This window comes from Microbacterium sp. EF45047, assembly GCF_028472845.1.
Lineage (GTDB): Bacteria > Actinomycetota > Actinomycetes > Actinomycetales > Microbacteriaceae > Microbacterium > Microbacterium neungamense.
This window is the reverse complement of record NZ_CP069429.1, coordinates 2,136,172-2,159,171: the sequence shown is the minus strand read 5'-3', so window position 1 is coordinate 2,159,171 and position 23,000 is coordinate 2,136,172. Positions and strand designations below refer to the sequence as shown.

Annotated in this window: 20 protein-coding genes; 17 read left to right on the top strand and 3 right to left on the bottom strand. The window is 70.7% G+C overall.

Going from position 1 to position 23,000, the window contains the following annotated elements; genetic code table 11:
- Positions 1 to 3: 3 nt before the first annotated feature.
- Together JRG78_RS10585 and JRG78_RS10580 are read left to right on the top strand one after the other, a co-directional pair.
- A complete protein-coding gene (locus JRG78_RS10585; RefSeq protein WP_259606627.1) occupies positions 4 to 1,377 on the top strand; it encodes an FAD-dependent oxidoreductase in 1,374 nt (457 codons plus the stop codon).
- 113 nt (positions 1,378 to 1,490) lie between these two features.
- Positions 1,491 to 2,540 carry an alpha/beta hydrolase gene (locus tag JRG78_RS10580; RefSeq protein WP_259606626.1) on the top strand — a complete coding sequence of 350 codons (1,050 nt, stop codon included), beginning with the start codon at positions 1,491 to 1,493 and terminating at the stop codon, positions 2,538 to 2,540.
- Positions 2,541 to 2,567: 27 nt separating this feature from the next.
- On the opposite strand, the gene JRG78_RS10575 is transcribed toward JRG78_RS10580, so the two are convergent.
- Together JRG78_RS10575 and JRG78_RS10570 are read right to left on the bottom strand one after the other, a co-directional pair.
- Positions 2,568 to 3,242 carry a GntR family transcriptional regulator gene (locus tag JRG78_RS10575; protein WP_272653368.1) on the bottom strand — a complete coding sequence of 225 codons (675 nt, stop codon included), beginning with the start codon at positions 3,240 to 3,242 and terminating at the stop codon, positions 2,568 to 2,570.
- Positions 3,243 to 3,474: 232 nt separating this feature from the next.
- Positions 3,475 to 3,963, bottom strand: coding sequence for a YajQ family cyclic di-GMP-binding protein (locus JRG78_RS10570; protein WP_259606624.1), 489 nt, complete (start codon positions 3,961 to 3,963; stop codon positions 3,475 to 3,477).
- Between the two features lie 263 nt (positions 3,964 to 4,226).
- Between JRG78_RS10570 and JRG78_RS10565 the strand changes: the two genes are divergently transcribed.
- The 14 genes from JRG78_RS10565 (at position 4,227) to tuf (ending at position 20,715) form a co-directional block, all read left to right on the top strand.
- Positions 4,227 to 5,471 carry a sugar ABC transporter substrate-binding protein gene (locus JRG78_RS10565; RefSeq protein WP_259606623.1) on the top strand — a complete coding sequence of 415 codons (1,245 nt, stop codon included), beginning with the start codon at positions 4,227 to 4,229 and terminating at the stop codon, positions 5,469 to 5,471.
- Between the two features lie 75 nt (positions 5,472 to 5,546).
- Entirely contained in the window at positions 5,547 to 7,163 is a 1,617-nt protein-coding gene (locus JRG78_RS10560) for an ABC transporter permease subunit (RefSeq protein WP_272653367.1), read from the top strand.
- A gap of 1 nt (position 7,164) precedes the next feature.
- Positions 7,165 to 8,103 carry a sugar ABC transporter permease gene (locus JRG78_RS10555; protein WP_259606621.1) on the top strand — a complete coding sequence of 313 codons (939 nt, stop codon included), beginning with the start codon at positions 7,165 to 7,167 and terminating at the stop codon, positions 8,101 to 8,103.
- Between the two features lie 141 nt (positions 8,104 to 8,244).
- Entirely contained in the window at positions 8,245 to 10,251 is a 2,007-nt protein-coding gene (locus tag JRG78_RS10550; RefSeq protein WP_259606620.1) for a glycoside hydrolase family 13 protein, read from the top strand.
- A complete protein-coding gene (locus JRG78_RS10545) occupies positions 10,248 to 11,033 on the top strand; it encodes a hypothetical protein (RefSeq protein WP_259606619.1) in 786 nt (261 codons plus the stop codon). Before JRG78_RS10550 ends, JRG78_RS10545 begins: the two co-directional genes overlap by 4 nt.
- Before the next feature lie 77 nt (positions 11,034 to 11,110).
- On the top strand, positions 11,111 to 11,269 hold the full coding sequence (locus JRG78_RS10540) for a hypothetical protein (RefSeq protein ID WP_259606618.1): 159 nt from the start codon (positions 11,111 to 11,113) through the stop codon (positions 11,267 to 11,269).
- A 151-nt stretch (positions 11,270 to 11,420) separates the two neighbouring features.
- The gene (locus JRG78_RS10535) at positions 11,421 to 12,509 is read left to right on the top strand and encodes an ABC transporter (protein ID WP_259606617.1); all 1,089 of its coding nucleotides are present in this window, start codon (positions 11,421 to 11,423) and stop codon (positions 12,507 to 12,509) included.
- Positions 12,510 to 12,516: 7 nt separating this feature from the next.
- The gene (locus JRG78_RS10530) at positions 12,517 to 13,011 is read left to right on the top strand and encodes a hypothetical protein (protein WP_259606616.1); all 495 of its coding nucleotides are present in this window, start codon (positions 12,517 to 12,519) and stop codon (positions 13,009 to 13,011) included.
- 87 nt (positions 13,012 to 13,098) lie between these two features.
- A complete protein-coding gene (locus tag JRG78_RS10525) occupies positions 13,099 to 13,746 on the top strand; it encodes a spermidine/putrescine ABC transporter substrate-binding protein (RefSeq protein ID WP_272653366.1) in 648 nt (215 codons plus the stop codon).
- 102 nt (positions 13,747 to 13,848) lie between these two features.
- Positions 13,849 to 15,993 carry a S1 family peptidase gene (locus JRG78_RS10520; RefSeq protein WP_272653365.1) on the top strand — a complete coding sequence of 715 codons (2,145 nt, stop codon included), beginning with the start codon at positions 13,849 to 13,851 and terminating at the stop codon, positions 15,991 to 15,993.
- A gap of 282 nt (positions 15,994 to 16,275) precedes the next feature.
- Positions 16,276 to 16,644 carry a 30S ribosomal protein S12 gene (gene rpsL / locus JRG78_RS10515; RefSeq protein ID WP_029145644.1) on the top strand — a complete coding sequence of 123 codons (369 nt, stop codon included), beginning with the start codon at positions 16,276 to 16,278 and terminating at the stop codon, positions 16,642 to 16,644.
- A 5-nt stretch (positions 16,645 to 16,649) separates the two neighbouring features.
- Complete coding sequence (gene rpsG, locus JRG78_RS10510) at positions 16,650 to 17,120, top strand: 30S ribosomal protein S7 (RefSeq protein ID WP_179410053.1); 471 nt, start codon at positions 16,650 to 16,652, stop codon at positions 17,118 to 17,120.
- 78 nt (positions 17,121 to 17,198) lie between these two features.
- Positions 17,199 to 19,313 carry an elongation factor G gene (gene fusA / locus JRG78_RS10505; protein ID WP_259606613.1) on the top strand — a complete coding sequence of 705 codons (2,115 nt, stop codon included), beginning with the start codon at positions 17,199 to 17,201 and terminating at the stop codon, positions 19,311 to 19,313.
- Positions 19,314 to 19,521: 208 nt separating this feature from the next.
- Positions 19,522 to 20,715 (top strand): elongation factor Tu, encoded by a 1,194-nt coding sequence (tuf, locus tag JRG78_RS10500; RefSeq protein ID WP_259606612.1) that lies wholly within the window; start codon positions 19,522 to 19,524, stop codon positions 20,713 to 20,715.
- A gap of 502 nt (positions 20,716 to 21,217) precedes the next feature.
- On the opposite strand, the gene JRG78_RS10495 is transcribed toward tuf, so the two are convergent.
- A complete protein-coding gene (locus tag JRG78_RS10495) occupies positions 21,218 to 22,147 on the bottom strand; it encodes an endonuclease domain-containing protein (protein ID WP_259606611.1) in 930 nt (309 codons plus the stop codon).
- Between the two features lie 357 nt (positions 22,148 to 22,504).
- Between JRG78_RS10495 and JRG78_RS10490 the strand changes: the two genes are divergently transcribed.
- The gene (locus tag JRG78_RS10490) at positions 22,505 to 22,717 is read left to right on the top strand and encodes a hypothetical protein (RefSeq protein ID WP_259606610.1); all 213 of its coding nucleotides are present in this window, start codon (positions 22,505 to 22,507) and stop codon (positions 22,715 to 22,717) included.
- Positions 22,718 to 23,000 lie beyond the last annotated feature (283 nt).

Here is a 23,000-nt window from a genome sequence, read left to right as displayed (position 1 = left end):
CCAATGACCAAGCTCAGGCTGGCCATCGTCGGGGCGGGACCGGCCGGCATCTACGCCGCCGACATCCTGCTCAAGGCGGAGCGCAAGTTCGACGTGTCCATCGACCTGTTCGAGCAGCTCCCCGCCCCCTACGGCCTGGTCCGCTACGGCGTGGCCCCCGACCACCCGCGCATCAAGGGCATCATCACCGCCCTGCGCGACGTGCTCGACCGCGGTGACATCCGCATCTTCGGCAACGTCCGCTTCGGCGAGGACATCACCCTCGACGACCTGAAGCGCCACTACAATGCGGTCATCTTCGCCACCGGCGCGATCCGCGACGCGAGCCTCGACATCCCGGGCATCGACGCGATCGGCTCGTACGGCGCCGCCGACTACGTCAGCTGGTTCGACGGGCATCCGGACGTGCCGCGGGAGTGGTCGCTGGATGCCGAGTCGGTCGGCGTGATCGGCAACGGCAACGTGGCCCTCGACGTCTCCCGGATGCTGGCCAAGCACGCCGAGGACCTGCTGGTCACCGAGGTGCCGGACAACGTGTACCAGGGGCTCAAGGCGAGCAAGGTGAAGGACGTGCACGTCTTCGGGCGTCGCGGGCCGGCGCAGGTGAAGTTCACCCCGCTGGAGCTGCGCGAGCTCGGCGAGCTGCGCGACGTGGACATGGTCGTGTACGACGAGGACTTCGACTACGACGAGGCGTCGAAGGATGCCGTGGCCAGCAACAAGCAGGTGATGGTGATCGACCGCGTGCTGCAGTCGTGGCGCAAGCGCGACTCGGTCAACAACGCCGGCGGCACGGCATCCCGGCGGCTGCACTTCCACTTCTGGGCCAAGCCGGTCGAGGTGAAGACGGACGAGAACGGACGCGTCGCCGCCCTGGTGTACGAGCGGACCCGGCCGGACGGGCAGGGAGGAGCGGTCGGCACCGGCGAGTTCCGCGAGGTGCCGATGCAGGCGCTCTACCGCGCGGTGGGCTACTTCGGCTCGCCGCTGCCGGGCGTGCCCTTCGACAAGAAGCACGGGGTGATCCCGAACCGCGAGGGTCAGGTGCTCGAGGCGAAGTCGAACCAGCCGGTGCCCGGCGTGTACGCGACCGGCTGGATCAAGCGCGGTCCGGTCGGCCTCATCGGGCACACGAAGTCGGATGCCATGGAGACCGTGCGGCACGTCATCAACGACCAGGGGTCGTGGTGGCGTCCGGAGGACCCGTCGGAGGAGGCGATCCCTGCGCTGCTGGCGTCCCGCGGCGTGCAGTGGACCGACCTCGAGGGCTGGCACCGCCTGGACGAGCACGAGATCTCCCTCGGCGCCCCGCAGGGCCGCGCCCGCATCAAGGTCGTCCCCCGCGACGAGATGGTCCGCATCTCCCGCGGCGAGTGACCCCGGCGCCCCTCGCCGTCCCCCAGCGTCTGTTTGTGCCGTTCTGCTGCTTCAGCGCCGCTGAAGCAGCAGAACGGCACAAACAGACGGGAGGGGATGGGTAGGGTGGCGTCATGGGGGAGTGGGTAGCGGACGTCCTCGGCGACGGGTTCGAGCAGCAGACGCTGACGCTCGGCGACGACGAGGAAGGGCCGGTCGTCGCGACCCTCGTCCGCGCGCTGCCGGATGCCGTGCCGTGGTGGCGCTTCGGCCAGGACACGCGGCCCCTGGCCGATGTCGACGTGCTCTACGTGCACGGCTGGTCGGACTACTTCTTCCAGCGTCGGCTGGCCCGGTTCTGGACCTCGCGCGGCGCCCGCTTCTTCGCGCTCGACCTGCGCAAGTACGGCCGCAGCCTGCGCCCCGGGCAGACGCCCGGCTACATCACCAACCTCGACGCCTACGACGAGGACATCGCCGCGGCGCTCGCCGCGATGTCGGATGCCCCGTCCCGCCGGCTCGTGCTCTTCGGTCATTCCACGGGCGGGCTCATCCTCAGTCTGTGGGCGGCACGGCATCCGGATGCCGCGTCCGCGGTGATCCTGAACGCGCCGTGGCTCGAGTTCCAGCTCGGCGCCGCGCGCCCCGCGATCGCTCCGATGATCGAGCTGAGCGCACGGTTCTGGCCCCGTGACGCGGCGCCGCAGGTCGACCTCGGCTTCTACACGCGGGCGCAGCGCGAGGTGGCCGACCCGGACGACCCGATGGACATCAACCCCGAATGGCGCCCCGAGCTGACGATGACCGTGCACGCGGCCTGGCTGCATGCGATCCTCGCCGGGCACGCGAGGGTCTCCGCGGGCCTCGGCATCCGTGTGCCGGTGTGCGTGCTGCTGTCGGAGCGCACGGCGATCCCGACGCGCTGGTCTGAGGAGCTCACCCGCGCCGACAGCGTGCTCGTCGTCGACGACATCGCGCGCGCCGCGCTCAGACTCGGGTCGTCCGTCACCGTGGAGCGGATCGACGGTGCGCTGCACGACGTGTTCCTCTCCCGGCGGGAGGCGCGGAACGAGGCGTACTTCCGGCTGGAGCGCTGGGTCACCGGATGGAACGCCGCGCGCCACGTGCGCCCGCCGGCGACGGAGGCGCCGCAGGCCGAGGCGGAGCGGATGCCGGTGGCCTGAGCCGATCCGGCGGCCCCGCGCGTCGGCTCAGCCGGTGCGCTCCGCCGGGTCCGCGGCGTCGGATGCCTCGCTCGCCGCGTCCTCCGCACCGCGCACGCCGTACATGAGGCGCGCCGCCTGCTCGGCCGCCGCGGCGTCGCCGTCGAGGATGGCCTCCTCGAGAGCGTCGAGGCCCTCCTCGGCCATCGCCCGTTGCTCGGCGGTCGGACGCCACAGGCGCAGGTGGCGCAGCAGGGCCATGCTCGACTCCGCGGTGAGCTCGCGCTGGATGCGGTTGCCGGAACAGCGCCCGAGATGCTCGAACAGCTCCCATCGCGCCTTCGACGAGGCTTCGGCGTCGGCGCCTGCCGCGCGGATGCGCTCGATGATGCGCCGGGCGTGCGCCCGCTCCGCGGCCGACATCCGGCCCACCGCCATCGCGCAGACGATGCCGGTCTGATACCCGGCGTACTCGCGCGCGTCGTCGATGGCCTCGGGCGTCGGCTCGGTGACGCGCGTGAACCGGCTCGGCGCCATCTCGACCAGGCCGATCCGCTCCAGGCGCTGCAGCGCCTCCCGGACCGGCGTCCGCGACACGTTGTACTGCGCCGCGAGGTCGGCGTCGCGCAGGCGGGTGCCCGCCGGGATGCGGCCGTCGACGATCGCCGAGCCGATCTCCAGGAACACCTCTTCGGCCAGCAGCCGTTTCGACGGCGGGATCAACCCCGACCAATCCCCATCCATGCTGAACACCCTCCCCAGCGGCATCCATCCGAGCGTCCCTCCCCAGGGAACGTCCCAAGGCCCTCGGGATACGAGGCCTTGTGAGCACACTAGATCACAACGGCATATCGGCGCTATGGCCGCTCCGGCGGCGCGGGATCAGCCCGCCGACGGCGGGGCGCCCGGTCAAGTGCCGCGCGCAGCGGTGGGTCGCCGGCCGGGGTGCGCGGGTTCAGCGGTAGTTGACGAACTGCAGGTCGATGTCGAGGTCGGCGGCCTTGAGGAGGCGGATGACCTCCTGCAGGTCGTCGCGGCTCTTGGACTGCACGCGCAGCTCGTCGCCCTGGATCTGCGACTTCACCGACTTCGGACCCTCGTCGCGGATGATCTTGCCGATCTTCTTCGCGTTCTCGCTCGAGATGCCGTTCTTCAGGCTCGAGACGATGCGGAACTCCTTGCCGCTGGCGACCGGCTCGCCGGAGTCGAGGCTCTTCAGGGAGATGCCGCGCTTGATCAGCTTCGACTGGAAGACATCCAGCACGGCCTTGGCCCGCTCCTCCGAGTTGGCGGTGATCACGATCTGCTCGCCGCTCCACGCGATGGATGCGCCGGTGCCCTTGAAGTCGTAGCGCTGCTCGACCTCCTTGCGGGCCTGGTTGAGCGCGTTGTCCGCCTCCTGGCGGTCGACCTTGGAGACGATGTCGAAGGAGCTGTCAGCCATACAGGCAGTGTATCGAGCGCTGCGACCGCACGCGCGGGCGCGGCGCCGTCGGGGAGCGGATGCGGCGCAGTCGCGCAGCCCGAACCGCCCGGCATCCGTCTTGAAAGCGCTTGCACCTGCGTTCGCGAGGAACGTGCGCCAGAGGCCATATCTCAGCTCGATAACGCCCGAAAGCGGGCGTTGCGCGGATGCCGCGTCGCAGGGCATACTGTAAGCGCTTGCATATCGGGCAGGCCCCCACGCATCGAGAGAGGCACACACCAATGAAGGTGACCAAGAGGAGCATCCTCGTGTTCGGCGCCATCGCGTCCGTCTCCGCCCTGGCGCTGACCGGCTGCGGTGCCGGCTCCACCGGCGGCGACGCGGACGACAAGGGCGACGCGGGCGCGATCACGGTCTGGGTCGACGCAGACCGCGCGGGCGTCCTGAAGGACGCCGCCAAGGACTTCACCGCCGACACCGGCGTCGAGGTCAAGCTCGTCCAGAAGGAGTTCGGCGACATCCGCGACCAGTTCGTCCAGCAGGTCCCGACCGGCAAGGGTCCGGACGTGGCCGTCGGCGCGCACGACTGGCTCGGCGTGCTCGTCGACAACGGCGTCGTCGCCCCGGTCGAGCTCGGCGACCGCGCCGGCGAGTTCGAGAAGGTCGCGGTCGACGCGTTCAGCTACGACGGCCAGGTGTACGGCGTCCCCTACGCGATCGAGAACATCGGCCTGCTTCGCAACGCCGACCTCGTGCCCGAGGCGCCCACCTCCTACGACGACATGATCGCCAAGGGCAAGGCCGCCGGCACCGAGTACGCGTTCCTGGTCGGTCTCGACCCCGAGGCCGCCGACCCGTACCACCTGTACCCCTTCCAGACCTCCTTCGGCGCTCCCGTGTTCGGCACCAAGGCCGACGGCAGCTACAACGCCGAGGACCTGCAGATCGGCAACGACGGCGGCAAGGCGTTCGCCACCTGGCTCGGCGAACAGGGCAAGGCCGGCATCCTGAACACGAACATCACCGGCGATCTCGCGAGGGAGAACTTCAACGCCGGCAAGGCGCCGTTCTTCCTCACCGGGCCGTGGAACGCTCCGTCCGCGACGGAGGCCGGTCTGAACGTCGTCGTCGACCCGATCCCGTCCGCCGGCGGTCAGCCGGCGCAGCCGTTCGCCGGTGTGCAGGGCTTCTTCCTGAGCTCGGAGAGCAAGAACAAGCTGGCCGCCAGCGAGTTCCTCCTCAACTACATCGGCTCGGAAGAGGTGCAGACGGCCCTCTACGAGGTGGGTGGACGCGCCCCCGCGCTGACCGCCGCCTTCGAGGCCGCCGTCGAGAGCGACCCCCTCACCGCCGGATTCGGCGCCGTCGGAGCGGACGCCGTCCCGATGCCCAGCATCCCCGAGATGGGCGCCGTGTGGCAGTACTGGGGCGTGACCGAGGCCGCGATCATCAACGGCACCGGCGGCGACCCGGTCGCCCTGTGGGAGAAGATGGCCGCCGACGTGCAGGCCGCGATCAGCAAGTGAGCGCACGGGGCGGGGCGGCATCGGCCGCCCCGCCCCTCCACCACCCGAATCCGCGCACGCCCACGAGGACACCCGATGACGATCACCGAGGATCAGGACGCCCGGTCCGACGCCCCCGCCACACCCCGACAGCGCCGGGCCGCCCGCATCGCCGAGGCCGCCGGCGGCGGCTGGGGCCTCATCCTGCTGAAGATCGTGGTGCTCGGGCTCATCCTGGCGCTCGCGGTCTACGCCGCCCTGGTGCTCATCCGCATGGACCAGTGGGTGCCCGCGGTGCTCGTCGTCGCGGCGGCGCTGCTCGCCGTCTGGATCTACTCCGGACGAGGCCGGCTGCCCGCGAAGTACCTGATGCCGGGGCTCGTCTTCCTGTTCGTGTTCCAGGTGTTCGCCGCGCTGTACACCGGGTACGTCGCATTCACGAACTACGGCACCGGTCACAACAGCACCAAGGAGAGCGCCGTCAACGCGCTCATGCTCTCCGCTCAGGAGCGGGTGCCCGACTCGCCCGAGTACGAGCTGACGATCCTCGACCAGCTCGGCGAGCTCTCCTTCCTCGTCACCGATCCCGACGGAGAGGTCCTCATCGGCGGTGAGGACCGCCCCCTCGAGGAGGTCGACGACGCCGAGATGCGCGGCGGCAAGGCCGTCGCCCTCGACGGCTACACCACGCTCGAGTTCGCCGACATCGTCGCCAACCAGGAGCGCATCTCCGAGATGGCGGTGCCGCTCAGCGACGACCCGAACGACGGCGCGCTGCGTACGCCGGACGGCTCCATCGCCTACGTGTACACCTCGACGCTGGTGTACGACGAGGCCGCCGGCACCATGACCGATACCCGCACCGGCGTGGTGTACTCCGACATCGGCACCGGCGCGTTCACCGCCGAGGACGGCACCGAGCTCAAGCCCGGATGGCAGATCGTCGTCGGCTTCGACAACTTCACCCGCGCCTTCGCCGAGGAGTCGATCCGCGGCCCGTTCCTGTCCGTCCTGGTCTGGACCTTCGCGTTCGCGCTGCTGTCCGTGCTCACCTGCTTCGCCCTCGGCCTGTTCCTGGCGATCGTGTTCAACGACCCGCGGATGAAGTCGAAGAAGTACTACCGGGTGCTGATGATCCTGCCCTACGCCTTCCCCGGCTTCCTCTCGGCGCTGGTCTGGGCGGGCATGATGAACCAGGAGTTCGGGTTCCTCAACGTCGTCCTCTTCGGCGGCGCCGACATCCCGTGGCTCACCAACGAGTGGCTGGCCAAGGCCAGCATCATCCTGGTCAACCTGTGGCTCGGCTTCCCGTACATGTTCCTCATCTGCACGGGCGCGCTGCAGTCGATCCCCGAGGACGTGCAGGAGGCCGCGCGCGTCGACGGCGCGAGCGCCTGGCAGGTGTTCCGCTCGATCAAGCTGCCGTTGCTGCTGGTGGCGGTCGCCCCGCTGCTGATCTCCTCGTTCGCCTTCAACTTCAACAACTTCAGCCTGATCTACATGCTCACCGGCGGCGGTCCGCGCGACGTCACCGCGGGCGTGAACGTGGGCGCCACGGACATCCTCATCACCATGGTGTACAAGGTCGCCTTCGTCGGATCCAGCGCCGACTACGGTCTGGCCAGCGCCTTCTCGATCATCATCTTCATCCTCGTCGCGACCATCTCGGTCCTCGCGTTCCGGCGCACCAAGGCCCTGGAGGATCTGAACTGACATGACCACGCAGACCGCGGCGCCCTCCACGGGCGCGATCGTCACGGCCGAGGCCGGGGTGCGCGGCGAGGGCCGCGAGCCCCGCCGCCCGTTCCGCAAGTACTTCCGGGAGACCGGCTGGCGCCACATCGTGGGGGTGCTGGCGACGGTGTTCGCCCTGTTCCCGCTGCTGTACGTGTTCAGCGCCTCGCTCAACCCGGGCGGCACCCTGCTCACCGCGAACTCGCTGTTCAGCAGGGTGAGCCTGGAGAGCTACCTCACCCTGTTCCAGAACGAGACCCACCCGTACGGGGCGTGGTTCGTGAACACGCTCGTGATCGGCCTGGTCACCGCGTTCTTCACGGTGCTGCTGGGCGCGCTCGCGGCGTACTGCTTCTCGCGGATGCGCTTCACCGGCCGCCGGTTCAGCCTGACCGCTCTGCTCGTCGTGCAGATGTTCCCGCAGATGCTGGCGATGGTCGCGATCTTCCTGCTCATGGTGACCATCAGCGACATCTTCCCGGCGATCGGGCTGAACACGCAGATCGGGCTCATCATGGTGTACCTGGGCGGCGCGCTCGGGGCGAACACCTACCTCATGTACGGGTTCTTCAACACCGTCCCGGCATCCATCGACGAGGCCGCGAAGATCGACGGCGCCGGGCACGCCCGCATCTTCTTCACCATCATCCTTCGACTGGTCGCGCCGATCCTCGCCGTGGTCGGGCTGCTCAGCTTCATCGGCACCTGCAGCGAGTTCGTGCTCGCCAGCGTCATCCTCGTCGACCCCGACAAGCAGACCCTGGCGGTGGGCCTGTACCGCTTCGTCTCCGACGAGTTCTCGAAGAACTGGAGCGTGTTCGCCGCCGGCGCCGTGCTCGCCGCGATCCTGCCGGTGGCGCTGTTCCTGGCGCTGCAGCGCTACATCGTCGGCGGGCTCACCGCCGGCAGCGTCAAGTAGACGACCAGACGAGTGGGGGCATCGGCCGTCGGCCGGTATCCTCCTCACGAACACAACCGAAGGGCTCTGTCACGGCATCCGGCCGTGCAACCACGTCGCATCCACGGCGGGTTGCCGCCGCATCCACAGGAAGGCCCTGACATGACCGTTCTCCTCCCGCACCACGACGGCTCCCCGCTGTACGTGTCCGACGACGCCCCGGCGCTCGGCGACGTCGTCACCGTCCGCCTGCGCGTCCCCGCCGGGTACGGCCCGCTGCGCGCGGTGCGCACCCGGTCCAACCCCGACCACGAGCCCGAGTGGACGGATGCCCGTCGCCTCGGCGAGACCGACGGCTGGGAGTGGTGGGAGGCGCCGATCACCGTGCGCAACCCGCGGCACGGCTACCGCTTCGTGCTGCAGCACGAGGACGGCACAGTGGAGTGGCTGAACCAGACCGGCCTGCACCGGCTGGAGACCCTGGACGCCGAGGACTTCGCCCTGGTCGCGAACGAGGCGCCGCCGGCCTGGATGCACGAGTCGGTGATGTACCAGGTGTTCCCCGACCGCTTCGCCCGCTCCGCCCAGGCCGACGAGCACCCGGTGCCGGACTGGGCCATCCCGGCCTCCTGGGACACCCCGGTCGACCCGGTGATGCCGGGCCGCGCCCACCAGTTCTACGGCGGCGACCTGCCCGGGATCGTCGAGCACCTCGACCACCTCGTGGAGCTCGGCGTCAACCTGCTCTACCTCACCCCGATCTTCCCCGCCGCCTCCAACCACCGCTACGACGCGTCCAGCTTCGACAGCGTCGACCCGCTGCTCGGCGGCGACGAGGCCTACGTCCGGCTCATCGAGGAGGCGCACGCGCGCGGCATCCGCGTCATCGGCGATCTCACCAGCAACCACTCCGGCGACCGGCACGAGTGGTTCCGCGCCGCCTACGGCAACCCCGGCGCCCCGGAGGAGTCCTTCTACTACTTCACCGACGAGGGCAACACGGCGTACGAGTGCTGGCTGGGTACGCCGAGCCTGCCGAAGTTCGACTGGTCCAGCGAGGAGCTGCGCCGCCGCTTCATCACCGGCGAGGACTCGGTCGTCGCGAAATGGCTGAAGCCGCCGTACAACGCCGACGGCTGGCGGGTGGACGTGGCGAACATGACCGGCCGGCTCGGCGCGGTCGACCTGAACGACGAGGTGCGCCGGCTGCTGCGCGAGACGGTGCGTCGGATCAACCCCGACGCCATCCTGCTCGGCGAGTCCACGAACGACGCGACCAGCGACCTGCAGGGCGACGGCTGGCACGGCGCGATGACCTACCCGTCCTTCACCCGGCCGGTGTGGGCGTGGCTGAGCGAGCCCACCGGTGCGCCGTACCGGAACGCCGAGGGCGAGGAGCTCACGGAGCCGTGGTTCTTCGGCATGCGCACCGGCGGCATCCCGCGGTACACCGCCCGCGACGTGGTCGCATCGATCACGCGCTTCACCGGCGGCATCCCGTGGCGGGTGCGGCTGGGGAACATGCAGCCGCTGGACACCCACGACACCGCCCGCTTCGCCACCAACGCGGCACCCGGCACGATCCCGGTCGCGGTCGGGCTGTCGATGACGCTGCCCGGGCTGCCGGTGGTGTTCGCCGGGGACGAGTTCGGGCTGACCGGGGTGGACGGCGAGACCAGCCGCACGCCGATCCCGTGGGGCACCGAGTCGCAGCCCGATGTGGCCGAGCGGCTCGCGCTGTACCGCGAGCTCGTGGGGCTGCGTCGTGCGCACCCGGCGCTCGGGACCGGCGGTCTGCGGTGGCTGCACGTCGACGACGACGCCATGGTGTTCGTGCGCGAGTCGGCCGAGGAGTCGGTGCTCGTGCTCGCCACCCGCGGGCGCGTGGACGCCGAGCTCGCCCCGGGCGCGCTGCCCGGGGCGGCGGAGGCGGAGGCGCTGTTCGGCGAGGCGACGCTGGCCGTCGCATCCGACGGCGCCGTCGCGCTCGCCGCCGAGGGGCCCGCGTTCGCCGCGTGGCGCCTGCCCGGCGTGCGCGTCCCCGCCGCAGGGACGGATGCCGACGCGGGCGCGGAAGCCGGCACGCGCACGGATGCCGGCGCGGGCGCGGATGCGGGCACGCGCACGGATGCTGCCGCGTTCACGGATGCCGGGGGAGCGCGGCCATGACGACCCCGGAACGGTACGAGGAGCTCAGCCGCGGCCTCGCGGACGGCGTCCGCGCCCGGGACGGGCTGAGCGGGCTGGTGCTGCTCGGCTCGGCATCCGACGAGGCGCGCTTCCGGCGCGACGAGTGGTCGGATCACGACTTCTTCGCGCTCGCCGAGAGCGGGAGAGGGCCCGAGATCCGCCCGGATCTCTCCTGGCTCCCGGACCAGGACCGCATCGTGCTCACCGCGCGCGAGGGCGAGATCGGGTTCGTCGCGGTGTACGACGACGGGCACGTCTTCGAGTTCGCGCTCTCGGATGCCGAGGAGCTCGCCGGCGCGGTCGCGGGCGATGCCACGGTCGTGGTCGACGACGCCGAGGGCACCACCGCGGCCCTGGTGGCGCGGGCGCGCGAGCGCGCCGCGGCGGCGGACCGCTTCGACCCGGAGAACGACGCCCGTCTCGTGCTCGTCAAGCTCCTCCTCGGCGTCGGCCGGGTGCGCCGCGGGGAGCGTCTGAACGGCGGGCAGTTCATCCGTCAGCACGCCGTGCAGCACCTGGTGCGGGTCGTGCGCGGCCGGCTGTCCGAGCGCTCCACGGCGCTGCGCGACACGATCGACCCGGTGCGCCGGTTCGAGCGCGACCTCCCGGAGTGGGGGTCGCGGATCGCCGTGGCCCTCGCCCGCCCGGAGGAGGAGGCGGCGTGGATGCTGTTCGGCCTGCTCCGCGAACTCGAGCCCGGCTGGCCGGAGTTCCCGAGCCGGGCGGCGCAGGCGGTGGCCGCGCGGCTCGGCTGGGCCTGACGCGGACGGATGCCGGGACCCGGCGCGCCCGTGTGTCGGCGCCGCCGCACGCGACGGCCCGGGCGTACCCTGAGCGCATGGGGGCACGGATCGGAGGGCGCAACCTCGTCGCCAGCTGGATCGTCGGCGTGCTGTGCGCGGCGATCGTCGCCGCCCTGCTCTGGCTCGCCCTGCCCGCCGGACCCGGACTCGTCGTCGTGCTGACCGCCCTGCTCGACTCCACGCTCGGCGGCTGATCGGCCCGCGACTCCGCCGGTGCCCGTCCGCACCGCGGATGCCCGGCCGGACTGTGGCGCCCGCGTGCTGCGACACGTCGGCACGCCTCCTGGTTCCGCGCCCGCCGCGGCGATACCCTCGCACTGCACCCTTCCACGAGAGGCAGCCATCATGAGCGACCCCGAGGTCCCGAAGAACGAGCGACACGACGACGTCGACCACGTCGTCGACAGCGCCAACGAGGGGCTGGCCGAAGCGGAGGCGGCCCGCGCCGAGGTCCCCGGACCCGACGCCCAGGTCGCCCCGGTGGACCCCGACCTCGCCGCGTTCGAGGCGGCGGAGCGCGAGCACCCCGGCACGTTCAGCGCCGCCGAGCAGCGCGACGCGGATGCCGCGGCCGACCGTGCCGTGCAGGACGCCGACCGTCGCGACCTGGAAGCCGACCGCCGCGACCTCGACGCCGAGCGCCACGATGTGGACGCCGAGCGCCGCGACGTCGAGGCCGAGCGCCGCGATGTGGAGGCGGAGCGCGACGCCGTCGCGGCCGCCGAGACCGCCGAGCCCGAGACCACCCGGCACACCTACCACGCCGACCCGGAGCACCCCACCGTCGCCGACACCGCGTACGGTGCGGGCGCGGCGACATCCGCGGAGACCCGCGTCGTGCCCGCCGAGCCGCTCGTCGCCCCGGCGCCGCAGCCGATCTTCGTGCAGGCCCCCGAGCCGCCGCGCGAGCTGGGCAACCGGGGCACCGCCGCCGGCATCGGCCTGCTCGCGACGCTGTGCTTCGCCCTGCTCTACCTCGGCACGATCCTCGGACTCGGTGCGCTGGAGGGCGACGTCACCGGCGAGAACATCGCCGACGCCGCGCTCGCGCCGCTGACCACCTGGTCGTTCTGGGTGCCGGTCGTCGTGTTCTTCCTCGCCTTCTGGCTGCTCGGGGTGTTCATCAACCGCGGCCGCTGGGGGCTGTGGGTGATCTTCGGACTGTTCGTCGCCGCGGCCGCCTACGGCGGGCACCTGCTCGGCCAGCTGTTCCAGGCCGGGTTCTGGCGGATCGGGCCGGCCGCATCGGCCGAGCTGGTGAACGAGCAGCTGCTGGCTCCGCTCGCGATCGCCGCCTTCGTGTTCGCGCGCGAGCTGACCGTCTGGTTCGGCGCCTGGGTCGCCCGCCGCGGCGCCCGCAAGAAGGAGCTGAACGCCGAGGCGCAGCGCGAGTACGAGCGCACGCTGGAGGCCGGGCCCACTCTGGCCCGGTGAGCCGAGAATGACCACCGGAGACCCCCGCGGCGATGCGCCGTCGGGGGTCTCCGTCGTCACGGCGCTGACCGTGGGCGCCGTCCTCTTCGCCGCCCTGGCGATCCTCGGCCTCGGGATGCTGAGCTACTTCGCCGACATCGACATCATCGCGGTGTCGGCGCTGGGCCAGTGGCCAGGCATCGCCGGTATGTTCGTGGCCGTCGCCGTGTTCACCGGCATGCTCTGGCCGGTGCTGCGCGTCCCGCATCCGCTCTACCCGCCGGTGGCGCTCGTGGCCGTCGTGACCGGACTCGCGCACCTGGCCGCGGTGTGGCTGAGCGCGTTGGTCGCCGGCTCCGGCCTCGCGCCGGCATCCGCCGCCGTCTCGCAGCTCGTGCTGCGCGGGCCGAGCGCGGTGCTCCTGCTCGCCGCGGCGGTCGCCGCCTGGATCGCCGTGGCGCTGCGCCGCACCCGCGCCCGCCCGCCGCACTGGCCGTGGGAGCGTGCCGCCGATGAGGAGTGAGCCGGTGCAGGGTGCCGCGTCGCCGCGCGCCCCGCGGGAGGCGCCCGGATCCGCGCCGCGGCGGCGCCGCGGTCGTACCCTGTAACCGTGGAGAGGTCGCTGGACACTCAGGTCGGTCAGGCCGTGGAGGCGTGGCTGCGCTGGGTACCGCGCTGGGCCCCGGCGACGCACCGCGGCCGGGTCGCCCCCTGCCGGCGCTGTCTGGGCTCGCCGATCCTGTCCGCGGCCGGCATCGGCGCGAACGTCCCGCACGCCGTGCAGCACGGACTCTCCACCCGCATCAAGGCGATCGTGGACCACGCCGTCGCCGAGTACACGGCACGCAACCTGCCGATGCTCCAGGCCGAGCTCGACCAGCAGGCCGAGCGCAACCGGGCCCGGAGCTACCGGCCGGCGGAGGGCCTGGATCCCGAGTTCGAGGGGATGCCGCTGGATCCCGATCCGGTCCCGGGGGCGCCGTTCCTGTTCACCGTCGCCGGGCTCGCCGACGAGTCCGCACCAGATCTGCCGCCCCTGCCCCCGCTGAGCGAGGAGGCGAAGGCGGCGCTGCGGCAGGAGGTCGCGCTGGCCGACGAGTACGCGAACATGATCGGCCGGGAGATCTGCGGCATCCTGCTGCGTCACCGGCTGCGCGTGCAGGCCGCCATCTCGCAGTACGTGGAACCGCAGATCGAAGCTCTGCTCGCGGAGCTCAGCGAAGCGCTGGACTCGCCCTTCGACCCGGACACCCCCTGACCCGCGCCCGGCTCGGGACGACCGACGCCTGCCGATCACGGACGTCGTGTTCCGAAATGTTCACCGGAAGGATGATGCGTGCATTCCGGCATATCGGATAGCATGCGAACCGCCGGGCTCGACGCCGAGCACGGCGCGAAGGGTGTCCGATGGTGCATCGGCCGCCACGGCCGCATTGCAGAGGACAACGTGAAGACATCCGTGAAGAAGGCGCTCCGCCTGCTCCCCGCATCCCTCGTCGCCGCGACCACCGCCGGCGCCCTGCTCGCCGGGCCGGCAGCGGCCGCGGAGGAGGACACCGCGCCGACCGAAGGCAGCGCCTACGCCTCCTTCGCCGAAGACGTCATCACCAGCGACGAGGCCGTGAACGGCATCGGACGCAACGCCGAGGGCGAGATCGTCGTCTCCGCCGAGGTCGACCGGCTGCAGGCCGCGACGCAGGCCTGGCTGGACTCCTTCGGGAACGTCGTCCTCGCCGACCGCGAACCCGCGACGGCGCACGCCACGAGCGACGTCGTCGGCGGCGCCGGCTACGCCGTGATCGACCGCGCCACCGGGCAGGGCTCGCTCTGCTCCTTCGGCTTCTCGGCCTGGACCCCCGACGGCGACCCCGCGATCATCAGCGCGGGGCACTGCGGCACGGCCGGCGAGACGGTGGAGCGCACCCGTCCCAGCCAGGACGACGCCGCGACCTACCCGGCCCCGCCCACCTTCTCGCCCGGCCTGCTCGACGGCGGCACCATTCTCGGCACCTTCGCGTTCTCGCAGTTCGGCGGCCCCGGCGGCACGTCCGGTGCGAACAACGACCCGGCCAGCACCGACATCTCGGCGATCGACGTGACCGCCGCCGGATTCACGCTGAAGCCGTTCGTGACCGACTGGACCACCGAGGCCGGCGACGACCTGTCCGCCTCCGGCACCCCGGTCACCGCCGTCGGCACCGCACAGCCGGGCGACCAGATCCTGCGCAGCGGCCGCACCACGGGACAGCACACCGGCGAGGTGCTCGAGACCGGGTGGTACGAGGTCAACGACACCAATGGCACCGGCCACTGGGTCAAGGGCTTCCTGACCACGGCGCTGTCGGACCACGGGGACTCCGGCGGCGCGTTCCTGCGCGGCACGACCGCGGTCGGAGTGCTCTCCGGGGGCGGCACGGATCCCCAGATCGGCGACTTCTCCATCGCGACCGACCTGCTCAGCGGCCTCGAGCGGACCGGCGGGTACACGATCATGCTCGACGTCGCCGAGCCGACCGTCACCTCCCACCAGGCCGGATCCACGGCCCACCCGGGCGACAGCGTGAGCGGCACCGGCCCCGCGGGGCACACCCTGCTGGTCACCCTGAACGGCATCACTACGCCGGTCCCGATCGATGCGGCCGGGCTGTGGAGCTTCCCGGTTCCGGTGATCGAGGGGCTCGTCGAGTACGTGCTGCAGGTGTCCGACGGCGGGTACAACCGCTCCGAGCCGGTGCCGTTCGGCCTCACCGTCGAGGAGGCGCCGATCGCCGCTCCCGTGATCACCGCACCCGAGACGGATGCCGTGCTCCCCGCGGGCGAGGTCACCATCACCGGCACCGGCCAGCCCGGCGCTGCGATCGCCCTCTCCGGCGACGTCACCGGGACGACCGAGGTGGGCGCCGACGGCTCCTGGTCCCTGACGGTCGCGGCACCCTACGGCCCGGTCGCCTACACCGTCACGCAGACCGCGGGCGACGACGTGCAGACCGCGCAGAGCACGTTCACCGTGCTGCCGCCGGCCCCGGCCATCATCGGCCCGGCGGACGGCTCGTCGACCACGGATGCCCCGAACGCGATCTCCGGGACCGGCGTCCCCGGCGCGGTGGTGGAGGTCTTCCTCGACGGCGAGGCCGCCGGCACGGCCATCGTCGGCGCGGACGGCACCTGGTCGCTCGCCCTGGAGCCGGCCCCGGCCGTCGGCGAGCACACGGTCTCCGCCGAGCAGACGGTGAACAGCGCGACCGGCCCGGCCGCCGCCAGCCGCTTCACCGTGGCGCCGGCTCCCGCGCCGCAGCCGCCGACCGGTCCGCAGCCGCCGACCGGCCCGCAGCCGCCCGTCGGCCAGCCGCCGGCCGGGCAGCAGCCGCCGGCGCCGCCGTTCGGCGACCTCGCCACCACCGGCGCCGACCCGGACTCCCTGCTGGGCCTGAGCATCGGCGGGGCGACCCTGATCCTGCTCGCCGGCGCGCTGCACATGGCGTCCCGGCGGCGCGAGCGCGCCTGAGCGGTGAGGCCGGGGCGGCCGGACCGGGGCGGCGCGGGGAGGACCCGCGCGGCGGCGCCGGACGATCGCGCCCCGCGGCATCCGCTCATTTGACCGGCGCCGTTACGCCGCATTACACTTGATCGGGTGTGCGCACGCCTGTGCGCTCATGCAGGGCGCCGGTACCTCCGGTTCGCCCCCACGGCATACCCACCACCTGACAGCACGGCGGATCCGTCGTGCCGGTGGGTCATGATGTGAAATCCATCACGCTGTCACCGTGCAGCACTATGAGGAGAGAACGTGCCAACCATTCAGCAGTTGGTTCGCAAGGGCCGTACGCCTAAGGTCTCGAAGACCAAGGCTCCGGCGCTGAAGTCGAACCCGCAGCAGGCCGGCGTGTGCACCCGTGTGTACACCACCACCCCGAAGAAGCCGAACTCGGCGATGCGCAAGGTCGCCCGTGTGAAGCTCCGCAACGGCACCGAGGTCACTGCCTACATCCCGGGCGAGGGCCACAACCTGCAGGAGCACTCGCTCGTGCTCGTCCGCGGCGGTCGTGTGAAGGACCTCCCCGGTGTCCGCTACAAGATCGTCCGCGGTGCGCTCGACACCCAGGCCGTCAAGAACCGTAAGCAGGCTCGTTCCCGCTACGGCGCGAAGAAGGGTTGAGATAGATGCCTCGTAAGGGTCCCGCCCCGAAGCGCCCGGTCGTCAACGACCCCGTCTACGGCGCGCCGATCGTCACCTCGCTCGTGAACAAGATCCTCGTCGACGGCAAGAAGTCGCTCGCCGAGTCGATCGTCTACGGCGCCCTCCGCGGCGTCGAGGCCAAGAGCGGCCAGGACGCCGTCGCCACGCTCAAGAAGGCGCTCGACAACGTGCGCCCCACCCTCGAGGTCCGCAGCCGCCGCGTCGGCGGCTCGACCTACCAGGTTCCGGTCGAGGTCAAGCCGCACCGCGCGAACACGCTCGCTCTGCGCTGGCTCGTCAGCTACGCGAAGGGCCGTCGTGAGAAGACGATGACCGAGCGCCTGCAGAACGAGATCCTCGACGCCTCGAACGGCCTGGGTGCCGCGGTCAAGCGCCGCGAGGACACCCACAAGATGGCCGAGTCGAACCGCGCCTTCGCCCACTACCGCTGGTAAGGGGCAGAGCGGATGCCGCCACCGCGGCATCCGCTCCCACTCTCTGATTCGTTCCTGAACCATCCCGGAGGAACCCCCGTGGCACAAGAAGTGCTCACCGACCTGAGCAAGGTCCGCAACATCGGCATCATGGCCCACATCGATGCCGGCAAGACCACCACCACCGAGCGCATCCTGTTCTACACGGGTGTCAACCACAAGCTTGGCGAGACGCACGACGGCGCCTCGACGACCGACTGGATGGAGCAGGAGAAGGAGCGCGGCATCACCATCACCTCCGCCGCGGTGACCTGCTTCTGGAACAAGAACCAGATCAACATCATCGACACCCCCGGTCACGTGGACTTCACGGTCGAGGTGGAGCGCTCGCTCCGCGTGCTCGACGGTGCGGTCGCCGTCTTCGACGGCAAGGAGGGCGTGGAGCCCCAGTCCGAGACCGTGTGGCGTCAGGCCGACAAGTACAACGTCCCGCGCATCTGCTTCGTCAACAAGATGGACAAGCTGGGCGCCGACTTCTACTACACGGTCGACACCATCGTGAACCGCCTGGGCGCGAAGCCGCTCGTGCTGCAGCTGCCGATCGGCGCCGAGAACGACTTCGTCGGCGTCGTCGACCTGATCGAGATGCGCGCCCTGGTGTGGCCGGGCGACGCCAAGGGCGACGTGACCATGGGCGCCCAGTACGAGATCCAGGACATCCCGGCCGACCTGAAGGACAAGGCCGAGGAGTACCGTCAGCAGCTGCTGGAGACGGTCGCCGAGTCGGACGAGGAGCTTCTGGAGAAGTTCTTCGGCGGCGAGGAGCTCACCGTCGCCGAGATCAAGGGCGCGATCCGCAAGCTCGTGATCGCCTCCGAGATCTACCCGGTGCTGTGCGGCTCCGCGTTCAAGAACCGCGGTGTGCAGCCGATGCTGGACGCGGTCATCGACTACCTGCCGTCGCCGCTGGACATCCCCGCCATCGAGGCCCACGACCCGAAGGACGAGGAGAAGATCATCGAGCGTCACCCCGACGCGAAGGACCCCTTCGCGGCGCTGGCGTTCAAGGTGGCCGTCCACCCGTTCTTCGGTCGTCTGACCTACGTGCGCGTCTACTCGGGCGAGCTCGAGTCGGGCGCTCAGGTCGTCAACTCGACCAAGGGCAAGAAGGAGCGCATCGGGAAGATCTTCCAGATGCACGCCAACAAGGAGAACCCGGTCGACAAGCTCACCGCGGGCAACATCTACGCCGTGATCGGCCTGAAGGACACCACCACCGGTGACACCCTCGCCGACATCAACCAGCCGGTCGTGCTGGAGTCGATGACCTTCCCGGAGCCGGTGATCGAGGTCGCCATCGAGCCGAAGACCAAGGCCGACCAGGAGAAGCTGGGTCTCGCGATCCAGAAGCTCGCCGAGGAGGACCCGACCTTCCGCACCGAGCTCAACCCGGAGACCGGTCAGACGACCATCAAGGGCATGGGCGAGCTGCACCTCGACATCCTCGTGGACCGCATGAAGCGCGAGTTCAAGGTCGAGGCGAACGTCGGCAAGCCGCAGGTGGCGTACCGCGAGACGATCCGCAAGGCCGTCGAGAAGCACGACTACACCCACAAGAAGCAGACCGGTGGCTCGGGTCAGTTCGCGAAGATCCAGTTCACCATCGAGCCGCTCGAGGTGACCGCGGACAAGACCTACGAGTTCGTCAACGAGGTGACCGGTGGCCGTGTGCCGCGCGAGTACATCCCGTCGGTGGACGCGGGCTTCCAGGACGCGATGAACGTCGGCGTGCTGGCCGGCTACCCGATGGTGGGCGTCAAGGCGACCCTCGTCGACGGTGCCGCGCACGACGTCGACTCCTCGGAGATGGCGTTCAAGATCGCGGGCTCGATGGGCTTCAAGGAGGCCGCCCGCCGTGCGAACCCGGTGCTCCTCGAGCCGCTGATGGCGGTCGAGGTGCGTACGCCGGAGGAGTACATGGGCGACGTCATCGGCGACCTGAACTCGCGTCGCGGCCAGATCCAGTCCATGGAGGACGCCCAGGGCGTCAAGGTCGTGCGCGCTCTGGTGCCGCTGTCGGAGATGTTCGGCTACATCGGCGACCTGCGCTCGAAGACCTCGGGCCGCGCGGTCTACTCGATGGAGTTCGACAGCTACGCGGAGGTCCCGAAGGCCGTGGCCGACGAGATCGTCCAGAAGGCCAAGGGCGAGTAAGCCCTGTCGGATGCCGCGGACGCTGAGCCCGTCGCAGCGCCCGGTCGTCGAGCGAGGCCCGCAGGGCCGAGACGAACGCCCGGTCCGCGGCATCCGGTACCCCACAACTTCACACTTCCCTCTCTATTAGACTGAGAACCTAACCCGTAGAGAAGCGGTCGCAAACCAGTGCCCGCTGTCGCTACATGACCGTCCTGAGGAGGACCCAGTGGCTAAGGCCAAGTTCGAGCGGACCAAGCCGCACGTGAACATCGGAACGATCGGTCACGTCGACCACGGCAAGACCACGCTCACCGCAGCGATCTCGAAGGTGCTTGCTGAGAAGTACCCGTCGGATGTCAACGTCGTGCGCGACTTCTCGTCGATCGACTCGGCTCCGGAAGAGCGTCAGCGCGGTATCACCATCAACATCTCGCACGTCGAGTACGAGACCCCGAAGCGTCACTACGCACACGTCGACGCCCCGGGTCACGCTGACTACATCAAGAACATGATCACCGGTGCCGCCCAGATGGACGGCGCGATCCTGGTCGTGGCCGCCACCGACGGCATGATGGCTCAGACGAAGGAGCACATCCTCCTCGCCAAGCAGGTCGGCGTGCCGTACCTGCTCGTCGCCCTGAACAAGGCCGACATGGTCGAGGACGAGGAGATCCTCGAGCTCGTCGAGATGGAGGTCCGCGAGCAGCTGTCGAAGAACGACTTCGACGGTGACAACGTTCCGGTCGTGCGCGTCTCGGGCCTGAAGGCTCTCGAGGGCGACGAGAAGTGGGTGCAGTCGATCGTCGACCTCATGGAGGCCGTCGACGAGAACATCCCGGACCCGGTGCGTGACCGCGACAAGCCGTTCCTGATGCCGATCGAGGACGTCTTCACGATCACCGGTCGTGGCACCGTCGTCACCGGTCGTGCCGAGCGCGGCACCCTGGCCATCAACTCCGAGGTCGAGATCGTGGGTCTGCGCCCGACGCAGAAGACGACCGTCACCGGTATCGAGATGTTCCACAAGCAGCTCGACGAGGCGTGGGCCGGCGAGAACTGCGGTCTGCTCCTCCGCGGCACCAAGCGCGAGGACGTCGAGCGCGGCCAGGTCGTCGTGAAGCCGGGTTCGATCACCCCGCACACCCACTTCGAGGGCACCGCGTACATCCTCTCCAAGGACGAGGGTGGCCGCCACAACCCCTTCTACACGAACTACCGTCCGCAGTTCTACTTCCGCACCACCGACGTCACCGGCGTCATCACGCTGCCCGAGGGCACCGAGATGGTCATGCCGGGTGACACCACCGACATGTCGGTCGAGCTGATCCAGCCGATCGCCATGGAGGAGGGCCTCGGCTTCGCGATCCGTGAGGGTGGCCGCACCGTCGGCGCCGGCACGGTCACGAAGATCGTCAAGTAAGCACTGCTTCTCGCAGAGGGGTCGGACCTTCGGGTCCGGCCCCTCTGTCGTTGATGCGCGTGGGGCGGGGCGGCGCGGTGCCGCCCGGCGCGGCGCGGCGCGGTCGCCGGGAGCTTTCCGCATCCGCGGGGGTGCTGTGCCGTGTGTTCTTCTCCCGGCGGCGGGATGCCTCGCGGTCGTCCGCGGTCGCCGGGAGGTTCTCGCATCCGCGGGGGTGTTGCGCGGTGCGTTCTTCTCCCGACGGTGGGATGCCTCGCGGTCGTCCGCGGTCGCCGGGAGCTTCTCGCATCCGCGGCGGCGCTGCGCGGTGCATTGTTCTCCCGGCGGCGGGATGCCGCGCGGGCGCCTTCGGTCGCGGGGAGGTTCCTGCATCCGCGGAGGTGCTGTGGGGTGCGTTCTTCTCCCAGCGGCGGCATGCCTCGCGGCTGTCCGCCGTCGCCCGGGAGCTTTCCGCCTCCGCGGAGGTGCTGCGCGGTGCGTTCTTCTCCCGGCTGATGCCGGGTCAGGCGGCGCTGCGCTGCGCGACGGCGCGGCGGAGGCGGGCGAGGAAGGCCGCGCGGCCATCGGCGAGGTCGAGCTGGGTGATCCGGAGCACCAGCCATCCCCGCTCCTCGAGCTCGCGCTGCCGCCGGATGTCCTCACGCCACTGCTCCGGGTCGGTGCGATGGCCGTCGCCCTCGTACTCGATCGCGATCTTCCACTCGGGATACGCGAGATCGACCGTCGCGATCTTGCGTCCCCGTTCGTGGACGACGTATTGGACCTCGGGTTCGGGCAGGCCGGCCGCCATGATCACCACCCGCGCTTCGGTCTCCTTGGGGGAGTCGACGCCGGCCCGTGCGCGTGTCAATGCGGTGCGGACCCGGCCCACGCCCGGAAACGAGCCCCATTCGGCCAGGCGCATGTCGATCTCGCCCGCATCCGTCAACGGGCGCGGACCGACCAGGTTCGGGTACTTCCCTGACGGGGTGATCAGCGCCTCGATCAGCACGAGCAGCTGTGTCGCCGTGAGCTCGGCGGCGAGCACGAAGAGCGTCGCCACCGGATCGAGCACGGGCACGCCGTCGAGCAGAGCCGCCCGCATCCGCACCGTGCTCAGCCGATGGCCGGCGACGCCGGCGACCTTCGGCGGAGCGGCACCCTCCGGCACCGCGATGTCCAGGAGCTCATGGGGCGTCCAGAACCAGGGGAGCGGAAGGCCCCGCAGGCGCGCGGCAGTGCGCCGGGAGAACGCCTGCCCCTCGCGCAGTCTGGGCGCGTAGTAGCGCACGCGCGCGAGGAAGGTGTCGGGCACCGCGACGGAGCGGATGCCCGGGAAAGGCCGTGCCAGGTCCGGAGCATTGCAACGGCCGCGGCCGATGCCGTGCTCCTCGGCCTGTCGCAGGTGGAACGCCGGGATGAGTGCCGGTGGCAGGAGAACACGATGATGCATCCGTCAAGGATGCGCAGTGTTCACCTCACCGGGATGCGCGATTCCCGGCATCCGTGGAGAACTCGTCGAGGGGCCACATCTGTGGAGGACGAGGCGTCACACGTGCGGCGGGAGGATCCTGCACCCGGGAGGCCCGTCTCCGATGCGGGATTCTCCCGGCGGCGCGGGCGGGACCGGCCGCCAGGAGGAAAACGCACGGGGGAGGGCCTGGGGGATGCGGGATCCTCCCGGCGGCGTCCCGGCGGCGCGGCGACGGCGCGGTGGCGGAACCCGGCTCTTGTCCGCGCGGACGGGGATCGCGTAGAAAGGAACCTGGGTGCGGCGACTGCGCACCGACACGGAACGGGGGAGGAACCCATGGGCATCGAAGACGCACTGAACAAGGGCAAGGAGATCTTCGAGCAGAACAAGGAGAAGGTCGACGAGGCGATCCACAGCGAGCAGGCCGAGGGCATCAGCGACAAGGTGCTCGACGGCGTCTCCGACTTCGCCAAGAAGATCGCGCCGGGTGCGTCCGACCACATCGACGGCGTCCGCGACAACATCGACAAGGCCGTCGGCAACGAGTGACGCCGCGCTGAGCGCGAAGAGGCGGTGCATCCCCGGCGGGTGCACCGCCTCTTCCGTGTCCCGGGTCCGCGGCACGCGGGGGCGGATGCTGGCCGCGCGCGGCGCCCGTCCCCTACACTGAGGATCGCCGCCTGGGGAAAAGCGGCACGGCGGGAGCGGGGAAGCTCCCGCTCCGGCGCATCCGATGCGTCGAGGACATTGGGGATTGCATCTTGGGGAACAGCGTGCCGAGCGCGCGGGGAGTCCGCGATGGCATCACCATGCGCCTGCGACTCGTGGAGCG